The sequence below is a fragment of the Candidatus Nitrotoga arctica genome (genome assembly GCF_918378365.1).
GTDB lineage: Bacteria > Pseudomonadota > Gammaproteobacteria > Burkholderiales > Gallionellaceae > Nitrotoga > Nitrotoga arctica.
In genome coordinates this window covers 1114537-1138049 of the sequence record NZ_OU912926.1, presented here as the reverse complement: position 1 = coordinate 1138049, position 23513 = coordinate 1114537, and the positions used below count along the sequence as shown (strand labels likewise).

General features: G+C 49.6%; 21 protein-coding genes. 11 read left to right on the top strand and 10 right to left on the bottom strand.

Annotation, left to right across the window (positions count from 1 at the left end):
* Positions 1-2 precede the first annotated feature (2 nt).
* On the bottom strand, positions 3-959 hold the full coding sequence (locus MKZ32_RS05180) for a chemotaxis protein (RefSeq protein WP_239796283.1): 957 nt from the start codon (positions 957-959) through the stop codon (positions 3-5).
* Between the two features lie 127 nt (positions 960-1086).
* Positions 1087-3072: a methyl-accepting chemotaxis protein gene (locus MKZ32_RS05175; RefSeq protein ID WP_239796282.1), complete on the bottom strand. Its 1986-nt coding sequence runs from the start codon at positions 3070-3072 to the stop codon at positions 1087-1089.
* Positions 3073-3522: 450 nt separating this feature from the next.
* Here MKZ32_RS05175 and MKZ32_RS05170 point away from each other — a divergent pair, with 450 nt between their 5' ends.
* The gene (locus MKZ32_RS05170; RefSeq protein WP_239796281.1) at positions 3523-3801 is read left to right on the top strand and encodes a hypothetical protein; all 279 of its coding nucleotides are present in this window, start codon (positions 3523-3525) and stop codon (positions 3799-3801) included.
* Positions 3802-3921: 120 nt separating this feature from the next.
* Here the strand turns inward: MKZ32_RS05170 and MKZ32_RS05165 are convergent, their stop codons facing one another.
* A complete protein-coding gene (locus MKZ32_RS05165; RefSeq protein WP_239796280.1) occupies positions 3922-4395 on the bottom strand; it encodes a hypothetical protein in 474 nt (157 codons plus the stop codon).
* 295 nt (positions 4396-4690) lie between these two features.
* Positions 4691-5131 carry an EF-hand domain-containing protein gene (locus MKZ32_RS05160; protein WP_239796279.1) on the bottom strand — a complete coding sequence of 147 codons (441 nt, stop codon included), beginning with the start codon at positions 5129-5131 and terminating at the stop codon, positions 4691-4693.
* Positions 5132-5510: 379 nt separating this feature from the next.
* On the opposite strand from MKZ32_RS05160, the gene MKZ32_RS05155 reads away from it, so the two are divergent.
* From MKZ32_RS05155 to MKZ32_RS05110, 10 genes are all read left to right on the top strand, one after another.
* Positions 5511-7370: a ribonuclease catalytic domain-containing protein gene (locus MKZ32_RS05155; RefSeq protein ID WP_239796278.1), complete on the top strand. Its 1860-nt coding sequence runs from the start codon at positions 5511-5513 to the stop codon at positions 7368-7370.
* Positions 7364-8230: an energy transducer TonB gene (locus MKZ32_RS05150; protein WP_239796277.1), complete on the top strand. Its 867-nt coding sequence runs from the start codon at positions 7364-7366 to the stop codon at positions 8228-8230. Before MKZ32_RS05155 ends, MKZ32_RS05150 begins: the two co-directional genes overlap by 7 nt.
* Positions 8231-8392: 162 nt before the next feature.
* On the top strand, positions 8393-8800 hold the full coding sequence (locus MKZ32_RS05145; RefSeq protein ID WP_239796276.1) for a hypothetical protein: 408 nt from the start codon (positions 8393-8395) through the stop codon (positions 8798-8800).
* A 283-nt stretch (positions 8801-9083) separates the two neighbouring features.
* Positions 9084-10373 carry a TolC family protein gene (locus MKZ32_RS05140; RefSeq protein ID WP_239796275.1) on the top strand — a complete coding sequence of 430 codons (1290 nt, stop codon included), beginning with the start codon at positions 9084-9086 and terminating at the stop codon, positions 10371-10373.
* Positions 10374-10416: 43 nt separating this feature from the next.
* Positions 10417-11940: an efflux RND transporter periplasmic adaptor subunit gene (locus MKZ32_RS05135; protein ID WP_239796274.1), complete on the top strand. Its 1524-nt coding sequence runs from the start codon at positions 10417-10419 to the stop codon at positions 11938-11940.
* A gap of 9 nt (positions 11941-11949) precedes the next feature.
* The gene (locus tag MKZ32_RS05130; RefSeq protein WP_239796273.1) at positions 11950-15198 is read left to right on the top strand and encodes an efflux RND transporter permease subunit; all 3249 of its coding nucleotides are present in this window, start codon (positions 11950-11952) and stop codon (positions 15196-15198) included.
* Positions 15155-15379, top strand: a complete 225-nt coding sequence (locus tag MKZ32_RS05125; protein ID WP_239798182.1) for a hypothetical protein — start codon at positions 15155-15157, stop codon at positions 15377-15379. Before MKZ32_RS05130 ends, MKZ32_RS05125 begins: the two co-directional genes overlap by 44 nt.
* Positions 15380-15793: 414 nt before the next feature.
* Entirely contained in the window at positions 15794-17179 is a 1386-nt protein-coding gene (locus MKZ32_RS05120) for a carbohydrate porin (RefSeq protein WP_239796272.1), read from the top strand.
* A 90-nt stretch (positions 17180-17269) separates the two neighbouring features.
* Positions 17270-18181, top strand: coding sequence for a metal ABC transporter substrate-binding protein (locus MKZ32_RS05115; RefSeq protein ID WP_239796271.1), 912 nt, complete (start codon positions 17270-17272; stop codon positions 18179-18181).
* A gap of 69 nt (positions 18182-18250) precedes the next feature.
* Positions 18251-19012, top strand: coding sequence for a metal ABC transporter permease (locus tag MKZ32_RS05110; protein WP_239796270.1), 762 nt, complete (start codon positions 18251-18253; stop codon positions 19010-19012).
* A 114-nt stretch (positions 19013-19126) separates the two neighbouring features.
* On the opposite strand, the gene clsB is transcribed toward MKZ32_RS05110, so the two are convergent.
* The 6 genes from clsB to MKZ32_RS05080 form a co-directional block, all read right to left on the bottom strand.
* The gene (gene clsB, locus MKZ32_RS05105) at positions 19127-20296 is read right to left on the bottom strand and encodes a cardiolipin synthase ClsB (RefSeq protein WP_239796269.1); all 1170 of its coding nucleotides are present in this window, start codon (positions 20294-20296) and stop codon (positions 19127-19129) included.
* Positions 20293-21045 (bottom strand): endonuclease/exonuclease/phosphatase family protein, encoded by a 753-nt coding sequence (locus MKZ32_RS05100; protein ID WP_239796268.1) that lies wholly within the window; start codon positions 21043-21045, stop codon positions 20293-20295. The genes clsB and MKZ32_RS05100 overlap by 4 nt, the downstream gene beginning before the upstream one ends.
* Positions 21046-21126: 81 nt before the next feature.
* Entirely contained in the window at positions 21127-22224 is a 1098-nt protein-coding gene (nadA, locus tag MKZ32_RS05095; RefSeq protein ID WP_239796267.1) for a quinolinate synthase NadA, read from the bottom strand.
* 34 nt (positions 22225-22258) lie between these two features.
* The gene (gene nudB, locus MKZ32_RS05090) at positions 22259-22708 is read right to left on the bottom strand and encodes a dihydroneopterin triphosphate diphosphatase (RefSeq protein ID WP_239796266.1); all 450 of its coding nucleotides are present in this window, start codon (positions 22706-22708) and stop codon (positions 22259-22261) included.
* Positions 22709-22716: 8 nt separating this feature from the next.
* A complete protein-coding gene (locus MKZ32_RS05085; RefSeq protein ID WP_239796265.1) occupies positions 22717-23112 on the bottom strand; it encodes a barstar family protein in 396 nt (131 codons plus the stop codon).
* A 1-nt stretch (position 23113) separates the two neighbouring features.
* Positions 23114-23500, bottom strand: coding sequence for a guanyl-specific ribonuclease (locus MKZ32_RS05080; RefSeq protein WP_239796264.1), 387 nt, complete (start codon positions 23498-23500; stop codon positions 23114-23116).
* Positions 23501-23513: the final 13 nt, after the last annotated feature.

The following is a 23513-nucleotide window of genomic DNA, read 5'->3' as shown; positions in this document are numbered from 1 at the left end:
AATCAGTCCTTTCCGTTTCTGGTCAGCAGGCGAGCGAGCGTCTGCGAAAGCTTATGCGGTTCAAATTTGGGTACGTACTCATCCACCCCGACCGCCTTGCCGAGTTGCTGATTGGACTCGCTGGAGAGCGACGAATGCATCAACACCGGGATGTTGGCAAAGCGTTTGTCTTCCTTGATCAGGCGCGTAAGCATGTAGCCGTCCATTTCAGGCATTTCTACGTCGGTGAGGATAACTTGCACCATATCGCTTACAGGTAACCCCGCCGATTCGGCATAACTAGCAATCCTTTGCAATTCTTCCCACGCCTTGCGACCATTAATAGCAGAAAGATGATTTACTTGCATTGCCTCTAATGTGCTGACAATCTGCTTACGCGCCACTGCGGAATCATCAGCAAAAAACACCGTGCGATCAGACACACCTATGGGCTTAACAGCCTTCAGTGCAAGGTCATCATTAAAATGTCCGGTTTCAGCCAACACTTTTTCCACATCCATCATCATCACCAACCGCCCATCGGCCAACTCTGTGACGGCAGTCACCAATCCTCCCATTTGGGCATTAAGCATTTCTGGTGGCACCCTCATAGAGGCCCAATCGAGGCGCAAAATGGTATCCACTGCATCGACCAAAAAGCCCTGAGTGTGCCCATTGTATTCAGTGACCACCATAATTCCTGGTTTAACGTCAGTCTGCACGCCAGTGTATTTTGCCAAATCAATTACTGGCACCAACACTCCACGCAAACTTACCATGCCTTCCACTGAGTCCGGCATTTCTGGCGCATGAGTAATGGCCGGTACACGCATCACCTCACGCACCTTGAACACATTGATACCAAATATTTCGCAACGTCCCGTGCGATTGTCCAAACCAAGCGTGAACATCAAAATTTCCAACTTGTTGGTACCTGCCAGCTTGGTGCGTCCATCAATATTTCTAAGCAATTCAGACATGACTAACCCCGTTACTGTAAGCCCTTCTCCCTAACACTTCGTTCCCCGTATTCACTCTCACCACAGAAGGTGAGAGGTTACAAATTGGACGATACGTCGAGAGCACGCGGCATTATTGTTTTAGAAATTACACCTTAAAGTGAGCCACAGCGGCTTCCATATCTTCAGCCAATTTCTCCAACCGTAATATGTCCTGCCCGACATGCTCGATCGCCGCATAGTTCTCTTCCGCCATTTGCGCAATATTTTCGACATGACGAGCAATTTCATGGCTGCCCTTGCTTTGCTCATCCACCGATGCTGCAATAGTGCTTACTCCACTACTAACATTGGTTACCGAAGCACCCGCCTGGACCAGCATGCTGGATACCGTGTTAATCTGCTGCTGAGTAGACTTCAAGGACTGCAAGCCATGCTCAATGGCTTTTTCCACATTGCCGGATTGCACATCCAACGTGCTGGTTACCTTGTCGATTTCACGGGCCGATTGCGCAGATTTTTCAGCCAGCTTGCGAACTTCATCCGCCACCACCGCAAAACCTCGCCCTTGTTCGCCCGCACGCGCCGCTTCAATCGCCGCATTCAGCGCCAACAGATTGGTTTGGTCGGCGATATCCTTAACTTGTTGAGTCATACTGGCAATGGTTCGCGCGCTTTGCACAAAATCACCGACCGATGCTGCAATCTGATTCACCGCTTTTTCAATGCTGGCGATTTCGAGAATCATGACTTCTGCGCTTTGATTACCTTGCTTGGTTTGTTGCAGACTTTGCTCGGAAAGCTTATGCACATCTGCAGCAGTCGCCGCCACTTCCGAAATACTCACCGTCATCTGTTCCACCGCAGCAGCTGTAGAAGCTGCTGCCTCATTCTGCGACTGTGAACTGTGAGTAATTTTCAGAGAGGCTGCTGAAAGCTGAGTAGTACTCTGACGAACCTGCTTGGAACTTTCGATCACATTATTAATAATTACCTGCATACTGCCAATCAGAAGATTGAAGGAATTACCCGTCTCGGCAATTTCATTCTCGCCTTCTACCACGATGCGGTGCGTGAGATCATTGTCGCTCTGAATAAGGGCAATCGTTTCCCGCAAAGAATGCAATTCGGAAGCAATACTTCTGACGATAAACATTCCCGCCATCACGGTCACCAGGATAGCCAACAAGCCGAATATCGCACTGGCCATGAAAGCCGTGCGAGCACTGGCTGCAGCAGCAGCAGAGGATGCTCGTATGCGCTCGGCAAGCATATTTTCAACTTCTTTCATGCCATTTATTTTGGCTGTAATGCTGTTAAACCACTTGGTTGGCTCAATACCAAAATCACCCACAGCCACTTTTTCTATCACTACCTTGCGCATGGCTTCCACTTCATCCACATATGAACCAGTCATCTTGCTTTTGTAAAATGCGCGAGCCTCATCGGTCGCATAATTAACAAAAGTATCCAGATGCGTCTGCTGCGCGGAGATGTGACCAATGAAAGTCCGATACTGTGCCGGTTCAATTTTGTTGGCTGTAAATACCGGTACCATTAACGCGCGCTCCTGTCCGGTACGTTCCTTAGCGTACAGAAAAGCAAGGTATGCCGTCATTTGTTTGGCTACCTGCAAATCGCTGGCCTGCTCAGTGATTACCGGCATTATTTCAAGCAGAGTGGCGACGGTCTTGGTGTAATAACCGGCAGCCTCCGGCGCGGTGATTCTGAACTGTGAAGCTGCATCGCGGTTATCTTTAAGACCATCCAGTTTGCTCATTGCGGCCTCCACCGTAGTGCGGAGAGAAGTGGGCATACTAGTCGCATTCAGATGGGTATAACTGCTCTTGAGCAGCACTAACTTTTGATCCGTTTCTGCGCGATATCCCGGTAGATCATTGGCAAATCGCTCTCCTTTGGACTGAACAAAACCAGCCGTGGCACCGCGTTCAATTTGCAGCTGATGCGAAGCGTCACCTATAGCAACAGCAAAGTTCATCAATGCTTCGGTTTGCGTCAGACTTCTCCACTGCCCATAACTTAGTTGAGCATTAATGGCCGCGAAAATAATCAGCCCAATAAGCGGCAGAGCCAGTAAAAGTATCAATTTTTTTGATATAGAAATATTTTTCATGATTTGCCACATGCCTTATATAAAAAGTAACTATTTATTACACAGCAAAAATTAATTCGAATTATTTTTTTGACTTCAACCTGAATCACTTAATTGTCTATGCTGCGTAATGATTAAAATTCTTAGTTCCATAGACTAAATTGGAATCTAAAATTATCAGTTTTAAAAAATATTACCCCCCACTTTTTATTACCTTCGCTTCACATACATCAGGTTGTTTCACGAAATATCATGTGGCGTTAATCTACGTAAAAAATATTCTTCTTACAGCTACTTGTAACGGCGATACGACTGGAAACTTTAGGGCGCATCAATAACTCAAAGAAATTTCCACCCCCATTCGCCGCCACCTGCTAACGTGACGTATCTTCCATTTATTAATAATTTCACCGTGGAAATAAAAGTGGCGACTACTAAAACAGCAGATTTTAAATCTTCCGGAAAAAGCCATTGAACTTGTGGGAATCAGCGAACCTTGTCCAGCTCGAATGGATCAATAAAACTGGAAGAGGCTTGAGAATGCTTAAGCACGGCGGAGAAGTGGACGAGATCAGGCGCAGCAAAAACAGGAAAGAATCAAAAATTACAAACCAGATCCTGGCCTGTCCTTATGATAATAAAACGACTGGAGGATTAAACGAAAGTGGACTACCACGGTTTGGCAAGAACGCCAACCGAGAATTTACAACATTGATACTCGCTAACAGCTATCTGCCTGCTGACAAATAATTAATGGCACAGGTACGGGCATAGTGGCCACTAAGAGACTGTTCAGTACAAGAATACCTGTTTAATAAACGTTAAGGCCAGCTTTAAGCTGGCCTTAACGTTATATTAATAATACGATAATTATCTTTTTTGCCACTGGTTAAAACCTGAAGCAGCACCAAAATGTGATTTACCTAAAGTATCGCCCGTTCCCTGTGCATTACCTGTGGTTGCAGCATCTTTCCCTGCACCGTACGCTTTAGAGTCGGTAGGCTCATTATTTGCAGACAATGAATTTTTCCGCATGAATTCTGGCATACGGTTTCCATCATCATTTTTATAACCAGGATCGATTTTAGCGGATCGATTAACAACATTGTTTATCTTTTTTCCAGGTGCATTAACTTCTGCAGGCTGATCGCGTTCACCGGTAATGCCAAGATCATCATACTGTTTGCAGCAATTCCATGGGGTGTTCAGACCTTTCCCTGAAAAGGCGGTAGCTTTATCTTGTGTCATTGCTGGCTTAGGCGCCGAAATTGCTTGCGCCTGCGCTAACGAAGCGCCAAATACAAAACAGGAAGCAATAGCGAGACTAATAATACTTTTTTTCATGAGAAGCTCCTTAATATAAAACTTGCGAGATTAGTTGAATAGAATCAAGACATGCCAAGCTTCTACGCCACAGGCTTTTACGGAGCCTACCCATACTCCAAATTTGGCAGACTCAGAGTGGCATACTACGGGTCAGCTTCGGAATATGTCAAGAACTTTGAGACCACCAAGTCAAAAAAAGTTCGTGCTTATGAGATTCTCTAATTTTAATACTGCAATTCATTCCATACAGAAACGACAAGGCATATAAAACCACCTTGTCGCTAAATGTTGCTTAAAACAAATCTAGCCAGACTTAATGCAACATCTTGCCCTCATGAGTTTTTCTCCAGTTCGCCATGAATGCTATTAATTCATCTCCTGTTACTTTGTCATCATTATTGGTATCGATTGCATCGAAGTGTTCTTTTATCAACGGAACAGTTGCCGCTTCATCCACGCTCAGTGCACCATCACCACTAGTATCTGCAAAAGCGAAGTCTCTAAATAGCACTTGTTCATGCGAAACTCTGCCATCGTTCTTTTTTCCTAATTGCTGGAAACGTTTATCAAAATAAGACTTATACTCGCTATTGGTAATCGAATTTGACATGTCGTCAAAGCTCTTATCCTTCGGATTTTCTATCATTTTTTGACCTTCTCTTTGCCACCCGGCTGGATCCGTTACCGCATACGCCGATGTAACACCCAAAGCGAAACTGGAAAAAATCGCCAGACTGATAACAGTTTTTTTCATGATAATCTCCTTAATATTAAGTTATTACTTAGACAGTTCATGTAGAGGCAAAATACTGCACTGCTACACATTTAAACCGAGCCTAACTACTTAATAACTTAGTTGACTCTAGGGCAGACAGTAACAGTAAGACAATGCAGAATCTGTGCGATATCGCACACATACAAAAATAATTGCAATCATATTCATGGCATAAAACCAATTCCACAGAATATTTAATGGACACAATTCTCTTTGCCATTCAGAGTGCATCTAATCTAGACCTCTATCAATTGGCTTGGTAAGGTCAAAGCTTAGTTGATATTCGTAACTGAAGTGAAATTCCAGGCCATGATCAGCGCTGGGGTATAATCGCGACACTCTTTTCGCTACATCCCCTATGAACATTTTTTACGAAGAAGACGGCGCTTTCAAGGTCGGATCGATACTCACTGACAGCATAACCTCGCTGCAAGTAGAAAGCACGCATGGCAAGCGCAGCAAGATCAAAGCCGCCAACGTGCTGTTACGTTTTGCCCAACCCGGGCTAACTGAATTTATGACGCAGGCGGAAGACATCGCAGCAGACATAGATGTAGAATTTTTGTGGGAATGTAGCCCGCCGGATGATTTCGGCTTTAATGAACTGGCCAGTGAATATTTTGGCCACACGCCCCATTCAATCGAGGCAGCGGGCACCTTGATTCGCCTGCATTCCTCGCCAATGTATTTTTACAAAAAAGGCAAGGGATATTATAAGGCCGCACCACCGGACGCCCTCAAATCTGCGCTAGCCAGCGCCGAAAAAAAACGCTTGCAAGCCGCCTTGCAAGCGCGTTACACCAACGAGCTAATCGCTTTCACCCTGCCGCCGGAATTCACCGACAAATTATCGTATCTACTATACAAACCGGATCGCAACACCCTTGAGGTGAAAGCGCTGGAGGCCGCCTGCACCGCTACGCACTTGTCGGCCGCGCACTTGTTGCAACGCTGCGGAGCAGTTCCTTCCACGCAGGCTTATCATCTGCAGCGCTTCTTGTTTGAAAATTTCCCGCATGGAACCAGTTTCGGTGAGATCGATTTAGCTGTCTGGCCCGACCTGCCACTAGCAGTGGATACTGCATTCAGCATAGATGATGCGACTACCACAGAAATCGACGATGCCTTGTCGGTTAGAGAACTTGCCAACGGTAACTGGCGTATCGGTGTGCACATTGCCGCCCCGTCTTTGGGCATAGCGCCTGGTTCACCAGGTGATGATATTGCGATGCAGCGCATGTCCACGGTATACATGCCTGGAGACAAGATCACCATGTTACCAGACAGCGTGGTGCAGGCATTTACCCTAAGTGCCGACAAAGTTTGCCCGTCGCTTTCCATGTACCTCGAAGTGGATGCCGACACCTTGGCCGTGCTCAGCACGGAAAGCCGCATTGAGCGCATCCATATCGCCGCCAACCTGCGCCATGACACGCTGGAACCGCTATTCAATGAGGAGACTCTGGCTGCCGGCAAGCAGGATTTTCTCTTTGCGGCAGAGCTCACGCTATTATGGAATTTAGCGCAAAAGCTGGAAGCAACACGTGGCAAATCCGCCGACAATAGTATTCAGCAGGTGGATTACAATTTTCACGTGGAAAACGATCGCGTCAGTATCAGTACTCGGCAGCGTGGCTCACCCATTGACAAGGTGGTAGCAGAGCTGATGATTTTCGTAAATTCTGAATGGGGAAAACTGCTCGCGACGCACGATGTAGCGGGCATCTACCGCACGCAAAACAACGGCAAGGTGAAAATGAGTACCGTGCCGGCACCACACCAAGGGTTGGGCGTAGCGCAATATATGTGGTCAAGCTCGCCGTTGCGCCGCTACATAGACTTTGTAAACCAGCGCCAGATTATCAGCCTGTTGCGCGAAGACCCACCCGCCTATACTAAAAACGACACAACACTGTTCGCCGTGATGCGCGACTTCGACACTGCCTATACGCTTTACAACGAATTCCAACGCAATATGGAACGCTATTGGTGCTTACGCTGGCTGCTGCAGGAAAACATTCAGCAAGCCGAAGCGCTGGTACTACGCGAAAATCTGGTGAAATTCGTCCACATTCCACTGGTGGGCCGCATCCCATCCTTACCGGAATTACCACCTAACACGCGTGTAATTCTGGAGATAGGCGAAATTGACCTGCTTGACCTGAATTTCAATGCCCGCTTTATCTCCAAGATTGAGGAGGAGGCCACCGCTTGCTAGTTCTGTTCAAACAGCCAATCGCCATTGCCCTGGCATTTTCGCTAGTGCTGCATGCTTTTATGCTGTTTGGCATCGGCTTCGCCCTGCCTGACCCACGCAAAATTAATGATTCCCTACAACCGCTGCAAGTGGTACTGGTAAACAGTAAAGCAAAATCGCGCCCTGTTAAGGCCGATGCCTTGGCACAAAACAACCTCGACGGCGGGGGTAATACAACTGAAGATCGTCACGCAAAAAGCCCGCTGCCTACCTTGACCGATGATAAACAATTCACGCCGGAACAATCCGCGCAACGCGTGCAGCAGCTCGAACAAGGAGTCAAACTCCTGCTGGCACAGGCGGCCATAAGCACACACCGCATACCGCAACAAAAAACCCAAGGACAAGAACAACACCAAAGTGCCAGTGACAATACAAATAACCTAGACATGATGCAACGCAGGCTGGAGATCGCACGCCTGGAAGCACAGATTAGCAAGGATTTTGATGCTTATCAAAAATTGCCACGGCGAAAGTTTATCGGTGCGCGCACCCAAGAATACCGCTTCGCAAAATATATTGAAGATTGGCGCATCAAAGTAGAACGTGTAGGGAACATGAACTATCCCCAAATTGCGCGCCAGAAAAATATTTATGGCACACTGCAACTCAGCGTCTCCATCCGTGCAGACGGCAGTGTGGAAAATGTGGAGGTGAGTCGCTCATCCCGGCAGCCCATCCTGGATGCTGCAGCACGGCGTATCGTAAAACTGGCTGCGCCTTTCTCCCCGCTCCCGCCGGACATCCGCAAAGACACGGATATTCTCAATATCACACGTACTTGGACCTTTACTTCGGCTGACACTCTGCAAAGTGAATAACAGATTTTTCTAAAATAGAAATTGCCAGTATATTTCGCTTAGTAAACACCAATAAATAAGCAAATTACCTATTTTATTTTTATGCCTCTCGCCCTATTATTAGGACTCTAAACTACGAAACTGCATTGAAGACAGCTATTTGACCTGTTCAGAATTGATCATATGACACGAAAATGGAAAAACTTAAGCTTGATTGCACTACTGTCGATGCTGCAATGCATCGCGCCATTAGTGCATGCACATGTCAGCGATGATTTCCATTCCGGCAGCATACATTTCCATCTCAATGGTGACATACTCGACCATGCTGACGCTGCAACTGCCCAACCAGAGTTAAGCGATGTCAAGGCGGAATTTCCAACCATTGGCATGGCGCAGGGATATAAAAATGATTACATCCTGTTGCTGACAGATTATCAGGGAGCATCACATACCAGATTGCCGACTTCTTTATTAAATGCAATACCTCTGACCATTATTGGCCAAACGAAACAAACTTCTTTTCGTTTTTCATATTACCGCCCTCCAGCTCAGGCACCTCCTGTCATAAAACTGAATAGTGGTGCGTAGAGTTTTTACGAGTTAAGCGAAATTTTTCTCGCAGGATTTATATGGTAAAAACTCGTACAACCACTCGCCCCTGCGAACCTCGCTCATTTGGTAGGCAACAATGTGAAGGAGCGGTGTAGTTATTCATGCATCCGACGAACAAAATGCTTAACAAATTTTTAAGGGCAAGGGAGCCGGCGCACATTTATGAATATTCGGGTTAAATTGGCGAGACGTTAATTTTTACATTTAACCTATTTCGAGGTCTCGCCGGACTTCTTCCCTACTTCATCAGGAGAATTGGATGATGAAACTGCTTTTACCGCTTGGGTTGGCGGCGATAATTTTCAATCCCTCATTAGCTCTTGAAATGAGAAGCCTCAGCAATTATGTGGCTGTCGAGGGTAACGCACTCCGCGTTACCGAGCCAGCCGCCCCACTTACGCTAAAAGCCGCTCTCGAATTGGCTTATGGCGCCAATGCAGCCCTGTCTACCGCCAGACGGGAACTCGAAGCAGTTTCTGGATCAATCCTTCAAGCTGGCCTTCGGCCGAACCCGCGAGTTGAGGCGTTAATCGAGGATACACGGCCCGCGAATCGTCTCACCGCAGTCTACATCAACCAGCCGTTAGAGCTCGGCGGTAAGCGACCCGCGCGTATTGCCGCCGCCGAGCGGCGCCTCGATGTAGCTTCGGCAGAATTGAATGCCATGCGCGCAGAAATTCGCGCAGCCGTCATGGTGGCTTTTTTTGATGTGCTTGTGGCGCAAGAACGTTCTCTTTTAACGCAAGGATTGGTCGAGCTCTCTCAACGGGCAACTTCTGCTGCTTCAAAACGAGTCACGGCCGGCAAGGTGTCCCCGGTCGAAGAAACAAAGGCGCGTGTTGCCGAAGCGAGCGTCCGCGTCGAACTAAGTCAAGCATCCACCAGCCTGAAAATGGCACGCAAACGCCTCACGGCTATATGGGGAAATGCATCGCCTCGTTTCGAACGAGCTGAGGGCCAAGTTGAGGCGCTGCCTGCACTACCCACGCTGAAAGATTTAACGGCCCGCTTGGCAAATTCACCCGGGTTGGCTCGCGCGCAGCTTGAAGTGAACCGCCGACAGGCACTGGTGGAAGTAGAACGCACTCTTCGCGTTCCGGACGTGACACTTAGTTTGGGTGGTAGACGCAACGCTGAAATAGGCCTCAACCAAGCGCTTCTTGGCGTGTCATTGCCGATCCCGATCTTCAATCGCAACCAAGGAAATATTTTGGAGGCGCTACGCCGCACCGACAAGGCACGGGACGAGCTGTCTGGAACCGAGATCCGTCTCAATAATGAGATCGCTCAAGCGCTCGAGCGTCTTAATGTTGCCCGTCAAGAAATTGAAATTTTACAGCGAGAGATTCTACCGGGTGCGCAAAGTGCCTACGATGCCGCGACCAAAGGTTTCCTTATGGGTAAGTTTAGCTTCCTTGAGGCGCTCGACGCTCAGCGCACGCTGTTCCAAGCCAAATCTCAATACCTGCGCGCCTTGGCAGAAGCGCATCGATCTGCTGCCGAAATCGAACGTGTTCTTGGCGAAGCGCCCGATGGTTCACCGCTCTGATAACCGTTAAAGCTGGCCGCCACAACGCCATAGGGAAATCGACATGAAACTGAATCTAAACAAAAAACAAACTATTTACATTGCCGTTGTTCTGGCGATCGGCATCGTAATCGCCATGCTGATTCTCAGCAGCCAAGGCGGCACAAAGCTGCACGAAGAGGATAAAAATGAGCATGACGGCCACTCACACGACAATCACTCAAAAAATCACTCAGAAGCTGAACCGCAGACAGGTCAACACGGTGGAAAGTTATTCACACAAAACGGCTATGGGGTTGAAATAACAATCTTCGAAGAGGGCGTGGAACCTGAGTTTCGCGTCTATACCTACAAAAACGGCAAGCCGCTCGATCCTGCCACCAGTAAAGTTACCATCACCCTCGAACGCCTCGGTCGCAAGCCTCAGAAAATCACCTTCGTCAAGCAAAATGATTATCTAAAAGGCAATGCAGTAGTTGAGGAGCCGCATTCTTTCAAAGTAACGATCGACGCTCAATTGGGCAATAAGCCTTACTCGTTTACCTATGAGCAGATCGAAGCACGCGTGAGCATGACCGATCAACAGATCAAGCAAGGCAACATCGAAATGCTGACCTCTGGACCGGCGCGCATCAAGAGCACATTGCAACTTATTGGCCACATCAGTTTCAACGAAGATCGGGTGGTGTATGTTGTGCCGCGACTAGCCGGAGTGGTTGAGTCGGTAGGCGCGAATGCCGGTGACCCAGTGCGCAAAGGCCATGTCCTGGCAGTGATTTCCAGCCAAGCCCTGGCCGACCTGCGAAGTGAACTGCTAGCAGCACAAAAACGGTTGAGCTTGGCGCGCACTACGTTCGAGCGCGAAAAAAGCTTATGGGAAGAAAAAATTTCCGCCGAGCAGGACTATCTACAAGCACGCAACGTAATGCAGGAAGCTGAAATCATCGTTCAGAGTGTAAAACAGAAGCTGGCTTCGCTCGGCGGCTCTCTGACGAACAACAGTAATCTCACGCGCTATGAAATCCGCGCGCCCATCGATGGCATCGTGATGCAGAAGCAAATTTCGGTCGGCCAAGTACTTAAGGAAGATGCCAACATCTTTGTCGTGGCTGATTTATCCACAGTCTGGGCGGTATTGACCATCTACTCCAAAGATCTGAATACCGTAAAAATCGGGCAGAAGGCTATAGTAAAAGCAAGCTCTTTTGATTTCCAGAGCAGTGGCAGCGTAGAGCATCTTGGCGCGCTGCTGGGCGAGCAGACTCGCACAGCAGAAGCACATATCATTTTGCCCAACCCCAAAGGCATCTGGCGACCCGGTCTGCCCGTCAATATCGAGCTGGTGGCTGATGAGGTGGAGGTGCCGATAGCAGTCTCCGCAGATGCCATCCAGACAGTGCGCGATTGGACGGCTGTCTTCGTCCGCTATGGTACTTTTTTTGAAGCGCACCCGCTGGAACTGGGACGTAGCGACGGCAAGTTTATTGAAGTGGTCAAGGGTTTGAGTGCAGGCGAGCGGTACGCCGCGAAGAACAGTTTCCTGATCAAGGCCGACTTGGGCAAAGCCGGCGCAAGCCATGACCATTAGGAGACCTTCATGTTCGAAAAAATAATTCGTTTTGCCATTGATCAGCGCTGGCTGGTGCTGGTGATGACGGTTGGAATGGCTGTGTTGGGGGTCTTTAGTTACCAGAATTTGCCGATCGACGCCGTTCCCGATATTACCAATGTGCAAGTTCAAGTTAATACTGCAGCACCTGGATATTCGCCGCTGGAATCCGAGCAGCGCATCACGTTTCCGATCGAAATCGTAATGGCCGGTCTACCTAATCTGCAGGAGACTCGATCGCTATCGCGCTATGGGCTATCGCAAGTCACCGTGATTTTCAAGGACGGTACCGATATCTACTTCGCGCGCCAACTCGTCAATGAGCGCATCCAGCAGGCCAAGGGCAACTTACCGGCGGGTATCGAACCCAGTATGGGACCAATCTCCACTGGCCTGGGGGAAATTTTCATGTGGACGGTCGAATCCAAGGAAGGTGCACGCAAGGCCGATGGCACACCCTACACTTCCACCGACCTGCGCGAAATCCAGGACTGGGTCATCAAACCGCAGCTGCGCCATGTGCCCGGCGTGACCGAAATCAACAGCATTGGCGGTTACGTGAAGGAATTCCAAGTGGCGCCGTTCCCGGACAGATTGGTGGCCTATGGTCTGTCACTGCAAGATCTGGTTACGGCCCTTGAGCGCAACAACAACAACATCGGGGCTGGTTATATCGAAAAGCGCGGCGAGCAATATCTGATCCGCGCGCCGGGTCAGGTCGCCACCGTCGAAGACATCGGCAATATTATTGTTAACAGCCAACAAGGCGTGCCTATCCGAATTCGAGAAGTGGCCGAAGTCGGCATCGGCAAGGAACTTCGCACCGGCGCCGCGACCGAGAACGGGCGCGAGGCGGTGCTCGGCACCGTGTACATGCTGATCGGCCAGAACAGCCGAACAGTCTCCCAGGCCGTCGCCAAACGTCTGGGAGAAATCAACCGCACGCTACCGCAAGGCGTGGTAGCCCATGAGGTCTATAACCGTACGATTCTGATCGACAAGGCTATCAACACCGTCAAAAAAAATCTGATCGAGGGAGCGCTGCTAGTGATTGCGATCCTGTTTCTATTTCTCGGCAACATCCGCGCCGCCATCATCACTGCCCTGGTAATTCCGTTGGCTATGCTGTTCACCTTCACCGGCATGGTCGCTAACAAAGTCAGCGCCAACTTGATGAGCCTGGGGGCTCTGGACTTCGGCATTATCATCGACGGTGCCGTGGTGATTGTAGAGAGCTGCATACGGCGGCTTGCCCATACGCAAGCCGTGGTCGGCCGAGAATTAACTCCCGAAGAGCGCTTTCATGAGGTATTTACAGCCTCCAAAGAAGCACGTAGACCCCTCTTGTTTGGCCAGTTAATTATCATGGTGGTCTATCTGCCAATATTCGCACTCGTCGGCGTGGAAGGAAAGATGTTCCATCCGATGGCGTTCACTGTAGTGGCTGCTTTGCTGGGAGCCATGATTCTATCGGTTACTTTTATTCCTGCGGCGGTGGCGGTGCTCATCGGCCACAAAGTCAGCGAAAAAGAAAGTCGCTTGATGATCCTGGCCAAACGCGGCTACCAACCGATGCTTAATTTTGCAATGCTTAACAAGCAGTTGATATTAATTATTGCAATGGTCGCCGTGATACTTAGCGGCCTGCTTGCCACACGCATGGGTAGCGAATTCGTGCCGAGCTTAAACGAAGGCGATATCGCGCTACATGCACTACGCGTTCCCGGAACCAGCCTGTCGCAGGCGATCGAGATGCAAGCTGAACTGGAGCGGACAATCAAGCAGTTTCCTGAGGTTGACACGATTTTTGCCAAGATGGGAACCGCCGAAATTGCCACCGACCCCATGCCGCCTAACGTCGCCGATAATTTCGTGATGATGAAACCGCAATCTGAGTGGCCTGATCCAGGGCGTAGCAAAGTCGACCTGGTCGATGCCATGCGGCAAGCGGTAACCAAAGTACCCGGCAACAACTATGAGTTCACCCAGCCGATCCAGATGCGGTTCAACGAGTTGTTATCCGGCGTTCGCAGCGACGTGGCCGTAAAGGTATTTGGCGATGACATGGATACGATGAACCATACCGCCGAAGAAATTTCAAACGTGTTGGCTAAGGTTCCCGGCGCAACGGATGTCAAAGTTGAGCAAACCACAGGTTTGCCAATGCTTACTATCCAGATAAATCGTGAAAAAGCCGCTCGCTACGGCGTCAGTGTGGGGGATATACAAGATGCGGTTGCCATTGCGATGGGCGGCCAAAAAGCCGGAGTATTATTCCAGGGCGACCGCCGCTTCGACATTATCGTGCGCCTGCCTGAAAAGCTGCGAAGTGATATGGAGGCGCTTAAACGACTGCCGATTCGTTTGCCTGACAATCAAGCCAATGGCCAATTTCGCTCCAATTATTTGCAACTGGCTGACATTGAACACTTTGGGGCCACTGGCCGTCCCCCCTCCAACTATATACAACTTAGTGACGTCGCGATCATTCATGTGGCGCCTGGACCGAATCAGATCAGCCGCGAGAACGGCAAACGCCGCGTGGTGGTAACAGCTAACGTACGAGAACGGGATATTGGCTCGTTCGTCACCGCAGCCAAACAGGAGATTCAACAGAAGGTTCCGATACCTGCTGGCTATTGGACAACCTGGGGCGGCACCTTCGAGCAAATGCAATCAGCGGCAAAGCGTCTGCAGATTGTGGTTCCTGTCGCATTGCTGCTGGTATTTATACTGTTGTTTATAATGTTCAATAACGTGAAGGATGGACTGCTGGTGTTCACCGGCGTACCGTTTGCCTTGACCGGCGGGATACTGGCGCTGTGGCTACGGGGGATTCCGCTTTCTATTTCGGCGGGTGTGGGCTTCATTGCGCTGTCAGGTGTTGCAGTGCTCAATGGCTTGGTGATGATCTCCTACATTCGATCTTTGCGCGATGGAGGCATGCATCTTGATGCAGCAATCCAGGAGGGGGCGCTCACCCGCTTGCGCCCGGTGCTGATGACCGCACTGGTGGCATCCCTGGGCTTTGTACCCATGGCGATCGCCATGGGTACAGGTGCCGAAGTGCAACGCCCGCTCGCGACGGTTGTGATTGGAGGCATTTTGTCCTCAACTGCACTGACGTTGCTGGTCCTGCCAATTCTGTATCAATTGGCCCACCAAAAAGAAAGTGTTCGGCTACGGCATGAACATGATGAACCCTTCCGCCCACGAGATTTCAAAGGCACCAGCTAAGATTCACAACGTGGTGGATATTGATGGGCGGAAAGCCAGCGTATTATTCCAGGATGACCAATGCTTCGACATCATCCTGCGCTTGCCTGAAAAGTTGTGTTGCCATATTAAAGTACTCAAACAATTGCCAATTCGTTTGCCTTCGAATGAGACAGTGGTTCACCTCCGTTCCAATTTTTGAAGAACGTCATATTTGAGTACCTCTAAAATTCAAATTTACTAGCATCCATTTCACCGCTTGCTTGCATTTGATCTACCAGAGCAAGATTGAAAATAACTGGTGGATTTCCGTTAAATAATAAATAAGGAATTTGCTTATTCTCTTTTTTTGGCTGCTACCCTATTATTTAACCGATACGAAAATCAGCAAAAATATTACCCAATAACACTGGTTAAGCGTGCATATGATGATTCTTTAAATATCGCTGTGGTTTTGTTATATGGCTCAACGCACGGACAGATTCATACAGTAGAATAAAATACCAGCTGGTTATAAAAATAAATGAAGGAATAAATTTCACTTAGGGCAGCTGTATTCCACTTGAATAACTGAAATACAAAAAATTTGTAGAAGATTACAATCGGGCGAAATGGAATGGCAATCTATAGCGACTCTCTTAAGCATGCAATGTTATGTATAGCACTGTCTTTGCCCCTGAACGTCTATGCTGCAAGTGATAAAGATTTAAACGACATTCGCGAACAGATCAAACAACTGAAAGACAGTTACGAACAACGCATCACGCAACTTGAACAACGTCTGCAACAAGCCGAGGCCAGCCGCCAAGCCGAAGCCACGATTACGCAAGCGCAAGTACAAGCCCCCGCACCACAGCCCAACCGTGCTCCTGCCTCTAGTGTGAGCGCGTACAATCCGGCCACCTCGCTGATCCTGACGGGCACCTATGAAAACTTAAAACAAGATCCGGCGGTGCCCATCACCGGCTTTGCCATGGCTCCCAACAACCACGGGTATAGCAAAGGGTTCAGCCTGCAAGAAACAGAGCTAAGCCTTATTGCCAACATCGATCCACAGTTCCGTGGTGAAGCTAAACTTGCCTTATCGCCTGACAACGGTTTGGGTGTGGAGAATGCCTATGTACAGACCACCACGCTGGGCGATGGCTTCAATCTAATGTTTGGACGATTTTTTTCCCATCTGGGCTACTTGAACGAGGTACATGCCCATGCATGGGATTTCGTTGATCAGCCCCTCGTTTATCGCACATTCTGGAACAACCAGTTAAGTGAAGACGGCATGCAATTAAGATGGTTGGCGCCAACCGATACCTTTATTGAACTCGGTGCCGAAATCGGCCGAGGACTCAGTTACCCGGGCACTAGCCGGCAAAAAAATGGCGTGGGTTCCAGCGTACTGTTCGCGCATGTCGGTTCTGACGTGGGTGACAGCAGCAGTTTCCTCGCGGGTATTTCTTTGCATCAGACCAAACGTGAGAACGCACAATTTGATGCTGTGCCCGATTTACTCGGTACAACAGGTGGCGTAAGTAACCTGTTCAATGGTAATAGCAAGACTGCCGGAGTAGATTTCGTGTGGAAATACGCGCCAAACGGTAATATCCGTCTAACGAACTTTAAGCTGCAAGGTGAATATTTCCGGCGTCGTGAAGACGGCACGCTCACTTACAACCTTACAACTCCAGACAGTTACTCAGTGACCCAATCTGGCTGGTATGTACAAGGCGTTCATCAATTCAAGCCACGTTGGCGTGTAGGGCTGCGATATGACCGGCTTAATTCTGGCATAGCTCAGGTCGGCTTCCTGAATACTTCCAATATTATCAGCAACTATGGCTATACCCCCACCCGCACTACAATAATGTTTGACTACAGTCCAAGCGAATTTTCGCGCATGCGCATGCAGTTGGCTCAAGACAATTCTCGGCAAGGTCTGACCGATACGCAAATCTTTATGCAATATATTATGAGTTTGGGTGCGCACGGCGTACACAAGTTTTAATTAACCGTCAGGGCCATGAAAGAGGCTATGCAGGCAATGGAAAACACGATGCCTTCCTTGTTTGTCTGACAAAACCCAAAGGACAACACCATGAAAAAAATATTCTTCCCTTTAATGTACTTGCTGCTAGTGGCGCTCACCAAGCCGGTACATGCAGCCCTGGAAGTCCTAGCCTGCGAACCCGAATGGGCAGCGCTGACAAAGGAGCTGGCGGCAAACAAGGTTAACATCTATACCGCTACCAACGCGTTGCAAGACCCACACTATGTGGAAGCACGCCCCGGTCTAATTTCCAGGGCACGCCGTGCGCAACTGGTGGTGTGCACCGGCGCGGAATTAGAATTAGCTTGGCTACCGCTCATGCTGCGCGAATCTGGGAATGTCAACGCCGTCCCCGGTAAACCGGGTTACTTCAACGCCGCAAGCTATGTGACCATGCTGGAAATCCCCGTTAGCCTGGATCGCGCTTTGGGCGATCTGCATGCCCTAGGCAATCCGCACATCCATCTCGATGCTCGCAACTTTCTCCCTATTGCAAAAGCGCTGTCGGAGCGGCTGGTCGAGCTTGATCCCGCCAACACAGCGTTCTACGTAAGCCGCCTACAGGCCTTCACTCAAACTTGGCAAACCGCAATAACACGCTGGGAAAAGCAAGCCGCACCACTAAAAGGGCAGCCCTTTGTCGCACAGCACCAAGCATATTCTTATATGAATATATGGTTGGGGCTGAAACAAGTTGCCGTACTGGAACCCAAGCCCGGTATGGAACCCAGCGTGTCGCACCTGTCGAAAGTGATAGTACAGTTACAACAATCTCCGGCAAAAATGGTAGTTCGTTCAGCCTATCAAAATCCAAAACCATCAAAATGGATTGCCGATCGCGCACACATTCCTGAAGTAGTTTTGCCATTCAGTGTAGGTGGCTCGGAAGGCTCGAAAGATTTGTTCGGCCTGTTTGACGATACTATCGCGCGTTTGCTGGCGGGAATGACATCTCGTTAAATTTAACATTCTCTCCTCCCATCTTCCATTCAATAGCATGTGGAGAAGAAGGTTTTAGGAGTACACAAGATGAATATAGTCGATCTTGAAATTTTGCTGCCCGCCTTCATTGCCGGGCTTTTGGTACTCGCCACCCATGTCCCACTCGGCATGAAGGTGTTGGCGCGCGGCATTATCTTCGCTGACATCACCGTGGCGCAGATCGCAGGGCTCGGCGTGGTCATCGCGGGACTGCTGAGATTGACCGAATATCCGCTCGCAGTGCAAGTAATGGCAGCCACCAGCGCCCTGCTAGGCGCAGAGCTGCTAACCGTCATAGAACGCAAACTACCAGAAGTTCAAGAAGCCTGCATTGGCTTGCTGTTCGTACTCGCCGCCAGTGGCAGCATCCTGCTGATGAGCCACGACACCAAAGCCGGCGAGCATATTAAAGACTTGCTGGTCGGGCAAATCCTGTGGGTGAGCAAAAACCAGCTCATAGCAACGGCGATTCTCACTGCCACGTTGCTGGCACTATGGAACGTAGTTAATAAACGATTTGGCAGCATGGGTTTCTATACGCTATTCGCGCTGGCTGTAACCGCCTCGGTACAACTGGTTGGAGTTTATCTAGTATTCGCCAGCCTCATCGTCCCCGCACTCGCCACACACAATCTGCAACGGAAACGACAACGCATAATCATTGCCTTCGCGGTAGGCTCCTCAGGTTATGCTGGAGGACTGTTGCTGTCAGTATGGCTAGATCTACCCAGTGGGGCAGCCATCGTATGGGCAATGTCACTGGTGGGGGCGGCGGTGCTTTTTCGAAATCGCAAACGACTTGCTAATTGAAACATGAACGACCGGATTGAACAGGATCATCGCGCGTTTTACGTTCACGTAAATCCGTGTGGTCGAGTTTTTGTGATTTGTACCAGACCAACCAATCTACCAGACAGATAGCGGCTAAACATTATCATGTCCGCGTGCGTAACCAATCACGCCAGTCAAGAAACGAACCATTGCATAGCTAATACGCATCAGAAAATGCATCCATATACTATGCTTGCGCCACACAGAATGGGAAATTAACCGAGCGCTATGCGCAATCTCTTGCAACAAATCAGCACGCAATGATTCAGCAAACCCTGCATCGCGAACGACCAGGTTAGCTTCGCGCGCCAGCCACAGGCTGAATGGATCTATATTGGATGAACCTACGGTTGCCCAATAGCCATCCACCACCGCCACCTTGGCGTGCATAAAACTGGCGTGGTATTCGTGAATTTCAATACCTGCTCGCAATAGCTCATTATACAGCGCACGCGTAGCAAAGTGCTGCAGACGATATTCCACCCGCCCTTGCAACAGCAACACAACGCGCACTCCGCGTCTAGCCGCATTTAATAAAGCATGGCGGAAGCGCATTCCCGGCAGAAAATAGGCGTTGGCAATGATGATCTCTCGCCGCGCCCCGGCAATGGCTTTGAGATAGGCGTGTTCAATATCGTGACGATGACGCAAGTTGTCGCGCAACACGAACGCCACTTTTTGTGGCTCAGGATTCTTGTGCGGGGCCAGTAGTTTTACGCGCTCGCGCTGTCGCCGAAAATTTATCCATGACACCAGCGTCCATAAACGCCGCATTACAAATTGTATATGTCCTGCCGTAGCTCCCCGGACCTCAACCGAATAATCCAGACGCGGCGCTACAATTCGACCACCCGGCACATCATTGATGATATTGATGCCGCTTACAAAAGCGATATGCTCATCCACCAACGCCAGCTTGCGATGCAAACGGCGCAGGCGGTGGCGGCGCAAACTAAAGCGCGCGATTTCCGGGCGATACCACAACACCTCTACGCCCGCTCCGCGCAGCTCATCCACCCACGCATCCGGCAAATCGGCCGAGCCGTAACCATCCAGCAGCAAGTGCACCCTCACGCCACGTTTGGCCGCACGCTGCAACGCCTGCGAGACCTGGCGACCGCAATTATCGGCGGCATAAATATAAGTTTCCAGATAGACCGTGCGGGTCGCGGCGTCTATCGCCGCAATCAGGCGCGGAAAATATTCTTCCCCATTACGCAACAGAATCAGAATATGACCATCAACCAGATGCGTACTGCTCATAGAGCGAGCGTCGCGGACAGCGCTACATGGTCTGAAATTTTTCTCCACGAATGCACTTCACAGCGCTTGATCTCCAGCCCCCGCACATAAATACGATCCATGCGCAGTAGCGGTATACCCGCCGGAAAACTGCGTGCCGGCCTGCCGAGATTTTTTTCAAATACCTCATGCAATTGCAATTCATGGGCTAACAGACGACTGGCATTGTTACGCCAATCATTAAAATCACCCGCGACAATCAGACGCGCATCCACCGGCACCATCCGCTTGATACGCTCAATCAGCGCATTAAATTGCACTCTGCGGCCGCGTTTGAATAAACCAAAATGTACACAAATGCAATGCAGAGGCTGAGTGATTTCACTCTGATCGGTTTTTGGCAGGTCAATTACACAATGCAGCAGGCCTCGGCTCTCGAAGCGGTGCGCGGAAATATCCAGATTATCCCACTCCACAATCGAGTAACGGCTCAAGAGTGCATTTCCGTGATGACCGTCTATATAAACGGAATTCTTTCCATACGCATGATGCGGCCATATCTGGTCAGCCAGAAACTCATGCTGCGGCGAAGTAGCGTAGCTATGGGGATGTCTTATGTCGCGGCTGTTCTCGCCCTGCACCTCCTGCAGGAATACAATATCGGCGTTGAGTTCACGCAAGCGCTCGCGCATTTCGTGCAGCACAATACGCTGATTGAAATGGGATAAACCCTTGTGAATATTGTAGGTGACGATGTTCAGTGTGATCATAAGTGGCTCATCAATACCGCATCAGCAGACCACATATCATTAAATATACGCAATGAGCGTGTTGTTAGCCGCAAACATTCGTCAGGCGTTACCGATGCCTCGGGTGGGAAGGCCGATTTGACGCGCGAAATCCAGCATGCGTTCGATAGAAACCTTGGCACGACGCCCGATTACCGGATCAACCTGTATCTCATTCTTCCCTTTTTCCAACGCTTCGGCCAGATTCAGCAACCCGTTCATCGCCATCCACGGACAGTGATTACAGCTAGTGCAAGTCGCGCCCTCTCCAGCCGTAGGTGCTTCAAGAAACACCTTGTCAGGCGATAAAGTTTTCATCCTGTGCAAGATACCGTTATCGGTCGCCACAATGAACTTGTTCGCAGCCAAATTCTGTGTTGCCTTAATGAGCTGCGTGGTGGAGCCCACCACATCAGCAAGCTGCACCACTGCCGGGGGAGATTCCGGGTGAACTAGCACCTTGGCATCCGGGTGTTGCGCCTTAAGGTCAGCCAACTCCTTGGCCTTGAACTCGTCATGCACCACACATGAACCTTGCCACAGCAACATGTCGGCGCCACTTTGTTGCTGAATGTAATGGCCCAGATGACGATCCGGTGCCCACAATATCTTCTGCCCCTGCTCCTTAAGATGCTTAACGATGGGCAACGCAATAGAACTGGTTACCACCCAGTCGGCACGTGCCTTCACCGCCGCACTGGTGTTGGCATATACCACCACGGTACGATCCGGATGTGCGTCACAGAAAGCAGTAAACTCCTCCACCGGACAACCAAGGTCGAGCGAACAGTTTGCATCCAAATCAGGCATTAACACTCGCTTTTCCGGGTTGAGGATTTTCGCTGTCTCACCCATGAAACGCACCCCCGCCACCACTAACGTTTGCGCCGGATGCTGATGGCCGAAATTGGCCATATCAAGGGAGTCAGATACACAACCGCCCGTAGCATCAGCCAAATCCTGCAAGTCTGGATGTACGTAATAGTGCGCCACCAGCACCGCATCCTGTTCTTTTAACAGTCGCTTGATGCGCTCGATCAGTATAGTTTTTTCACCGAGTTCCGGTTCGCGCGGCTTCTTCGCCCACGCTGTCGAAGTGGCGCAGCCGGGATGATCGTAGGCAATCGATATCATGCCACCCTGCCTCTCAATTTCCTTCATTTGAAAATCTTTCGTTCACTTTGTATGGACCGTTTCAGCCCCTCGCTTTTTCTCTTGCAGGCAGCTGCAAAATCGCTTCGCGGTTACTTGGCGAAAATACCAGCCCCGCAGCTTCCTGCCAAGGCAACCATTTATAACTGAGATGTTCCCGCGGTGACAATTGGACAGGAAGCACGCAAGGTAATTCCAATCCAAATACATGCTCGGTGTTGTGCCGAGTACCCGGTGCATAGCGATGCTGCCATTTTGCATAAATTTCATAGATATTTTGAACCTGCCAGTCCACCAAACCATAGTGATTGGCATCCAAGCCGGTCTCTTCAAACACTTCGCGCACAGCTGTCTCGCGCAAAGATTCACCTTCATCTTGGCTACCGGTGACTGATTGCCAAGAACCTGGGTGATCAGCGCGTTCCAGAAGCAACACCTCAAAATCCAAGGTATAAATCACCACTAACACCGAAACTGGTAATTTATATTGCATGAATGGCGCTAGCAGAAAAAAATCCAGAATGGTTTATCTTGCGATTTCCAGAAAGCTATCGTATCAGCAAAAATTTCCATAGCAATATTGTGATCCTCAGCAGCCATCCCGAGGGTGTCATTACCATTACGCAACAACAGCACATAACCGCAAGCAGGTTGCCAAGAAAGACCACTCAATGTATCGGCCAGCGCATCCCAATTGCTACCAAACCAATCCGGCGCACGGACTGCTTGAGCGAGGGCAGCGATAAAGTTCTCCTTGCCTTCTATCTCAGCCAGATCAACCTCAAACAAGACGTAACCTACCTCTGCAACTGCTGCATACAACTCATCCAAGCGGCAACCCAGCCGGTATGCACCCGCCTCTCTTACATCTTTTAAGCGTAGTGACAAACTATCCATGTCATTCCACAATGCGCCGAAAAGTCTGGTAATGGTCAGCGCTGTAATAACACTCAACAGGCTGGCCACAAACAATGCGCCGTGCGCCACGATTGCGTATTCCAGGCGTTTTCACCGTAAATTCACGATAATAGCCACGCTGACGCTTGGGCAATCGTTTTTCGAAATTACTGAATATCACGCCATCACGCGCATACAAAAATGGACTGCCTTGCTTAATGAGATGCAAGGTTTCTCGCCCTTCCAGCGGCAACGCGGACACGGCGACAACCCGCATTTCACGGTCATTATATGACCCAAACACATCAGCATAAGTTTGTACTGAAGCCAATGCTAACAGCATTGCAAACAAGAAAAATAGATGCAGGATTAGCCGTGCACTAGCCATTCTCATCTTATAT

What these genes read in the sequence shown, in the direction of transcription:
- MKZ32_RS05180 (WP_239796283.1), bottom strand. Translation starts at nt 959, where the DNA reads ATGTCTGAATTGCTTAGAAATATTGATGGACGCACCAAGCTGGCAGGT.
- MKZ32_RS05175 (WP_239796282.1), bottom strand. Translation starts at nt 3,072, where the DNA reads ATGAAAAATATTTCTATATCAAAAAAATTGATACTTTTACTGGCTCTG.
- MKZ32_RS05165 (WP_239796280.1), bottom strand. Translation starts at nt 4,395, where the DNA reads ATGAAAAAAAGTATTATTAGTCTCGCTATTGCTTCCTGTTTTGTATTT.
- MKZ32_RS05160 (WP_239796279.1), bottom strand. Translation starts at nt 5,131, where the DNA reads ATGAAAAAAACTGTTATCAGTCTGGCGATTTTTTCCAGTTTCGCTTTG.
- MKZ32_RS05155 (WP_239796278.1), top strand. Translation starts at nt 5,511, where the DNA reads ATGAACATTTTTTACGAAGAAGACGGCGCTTTCAAGGTCGGATCGATA.
- MKZ32_RS05145 (WP_239796276.1), top strand. Translation starts at nt 8,393, where the DNA reads ATGACACGAAAATGGAAAAACTTAAGCTTGATTGCACTACTGTCGATG.
- MKZ32_RS05140 (WP_239796275.1), top strand. Translation starts at nt 9,084, where the DNA reads ATGATGAAACTGCTTTTACCGCTTGGGTTGGCGGCGATAATTTTCAAT.
- MKZ32_RS05135 (WP_239796274.1), top strand. Translation starts at nt 10,417, where the DNA reads ATGAAACTGAATCTAAACAAAAAACAAACTATTTACATTGCCGTTGTT.
- MKZ32_RS05130 (WP_239796273.1), top strand. Translation starts at nt 11,950, where the DNA reads ATGTTCGAAAAAATAATTCGTTTTGCCATTGATCAGCGCTGGCTGGTG.
- MKZ32_RS05125 (WP_239798182.1), top strand. Translation starts at nt 15,155, where the DNA reads ATGATGAACCCTTCCGCCCACGAGATTTCAAAGGCACCAGCTAAGATT.
- MKZ32_RS05120 (WP_239796272.1), top strand. Translation starts at nt 15,794, where the DNA reads ATGGCAATCTATAGCGACTCTCTTAAGCATGCAATGTTATGTATAGCA.
- MKZ32_RS05115 (WP_239796271.1), top strand. Translation starts at nt 17,270, where the DNA reads ATGAAAAAAATATTCTTCCCTTTAATGTACTTGCTGCTAGTGGCGCTC.
- MKZ32_RS05110 (WP_239796270.1), top strand. Translation starts at nt 18,251, where the DNA reads ATGAATATAGTCGATCTTGAAATTTTGCTGCCCGCCTTCATTGCCGGG.
- clsB (WP_239796269.1), bottom strand. Translation starts at nt 20,296, where the DNA reads ATGAGCAGTACGCATCTGGTTGATGGTCATATTCTGATTCTGTTGCGT.
- MKZ32_RS05100 (WP_239796268.1), bottom strand. Translation starts at nt 21,045, where the DNA reads ATGATCACACTGAACATCGTCACCTACAATATTCACAAGGGTTTATCC.
- nadA (WP_239796267.1), bottom strand. Translation starts at nt 22,224, where the DNA reads ATGAAGGAAATTGAGAGGCAGGGTGGCATGATATCGATTGCCTACGAT.
- nudB (WP_239796266.1), bottom strand. Translation starts at nt 22,708, where the DNA reads ATGCAATATAAATTACCAGTTTCGGTGTTAGTGGTGATTTATACCTTG.
- MKZ32_RS05085 (WP_239796265.1), bottom strand. Translation starts at nt 23,112, where the DNA reads ATGGATAGTTTGTCACTACGCTTAAAAGATGTAAGAGAGGCGGGTGCA.
- MKZ32_RS05080 (WP_239796264.1), bottom strand. Translation starts at nt 23,500, where the DNA reads ATGGCTAGTGCACGGCTAATCCTGCATCTATTTTTCTTGTTTGCAATG.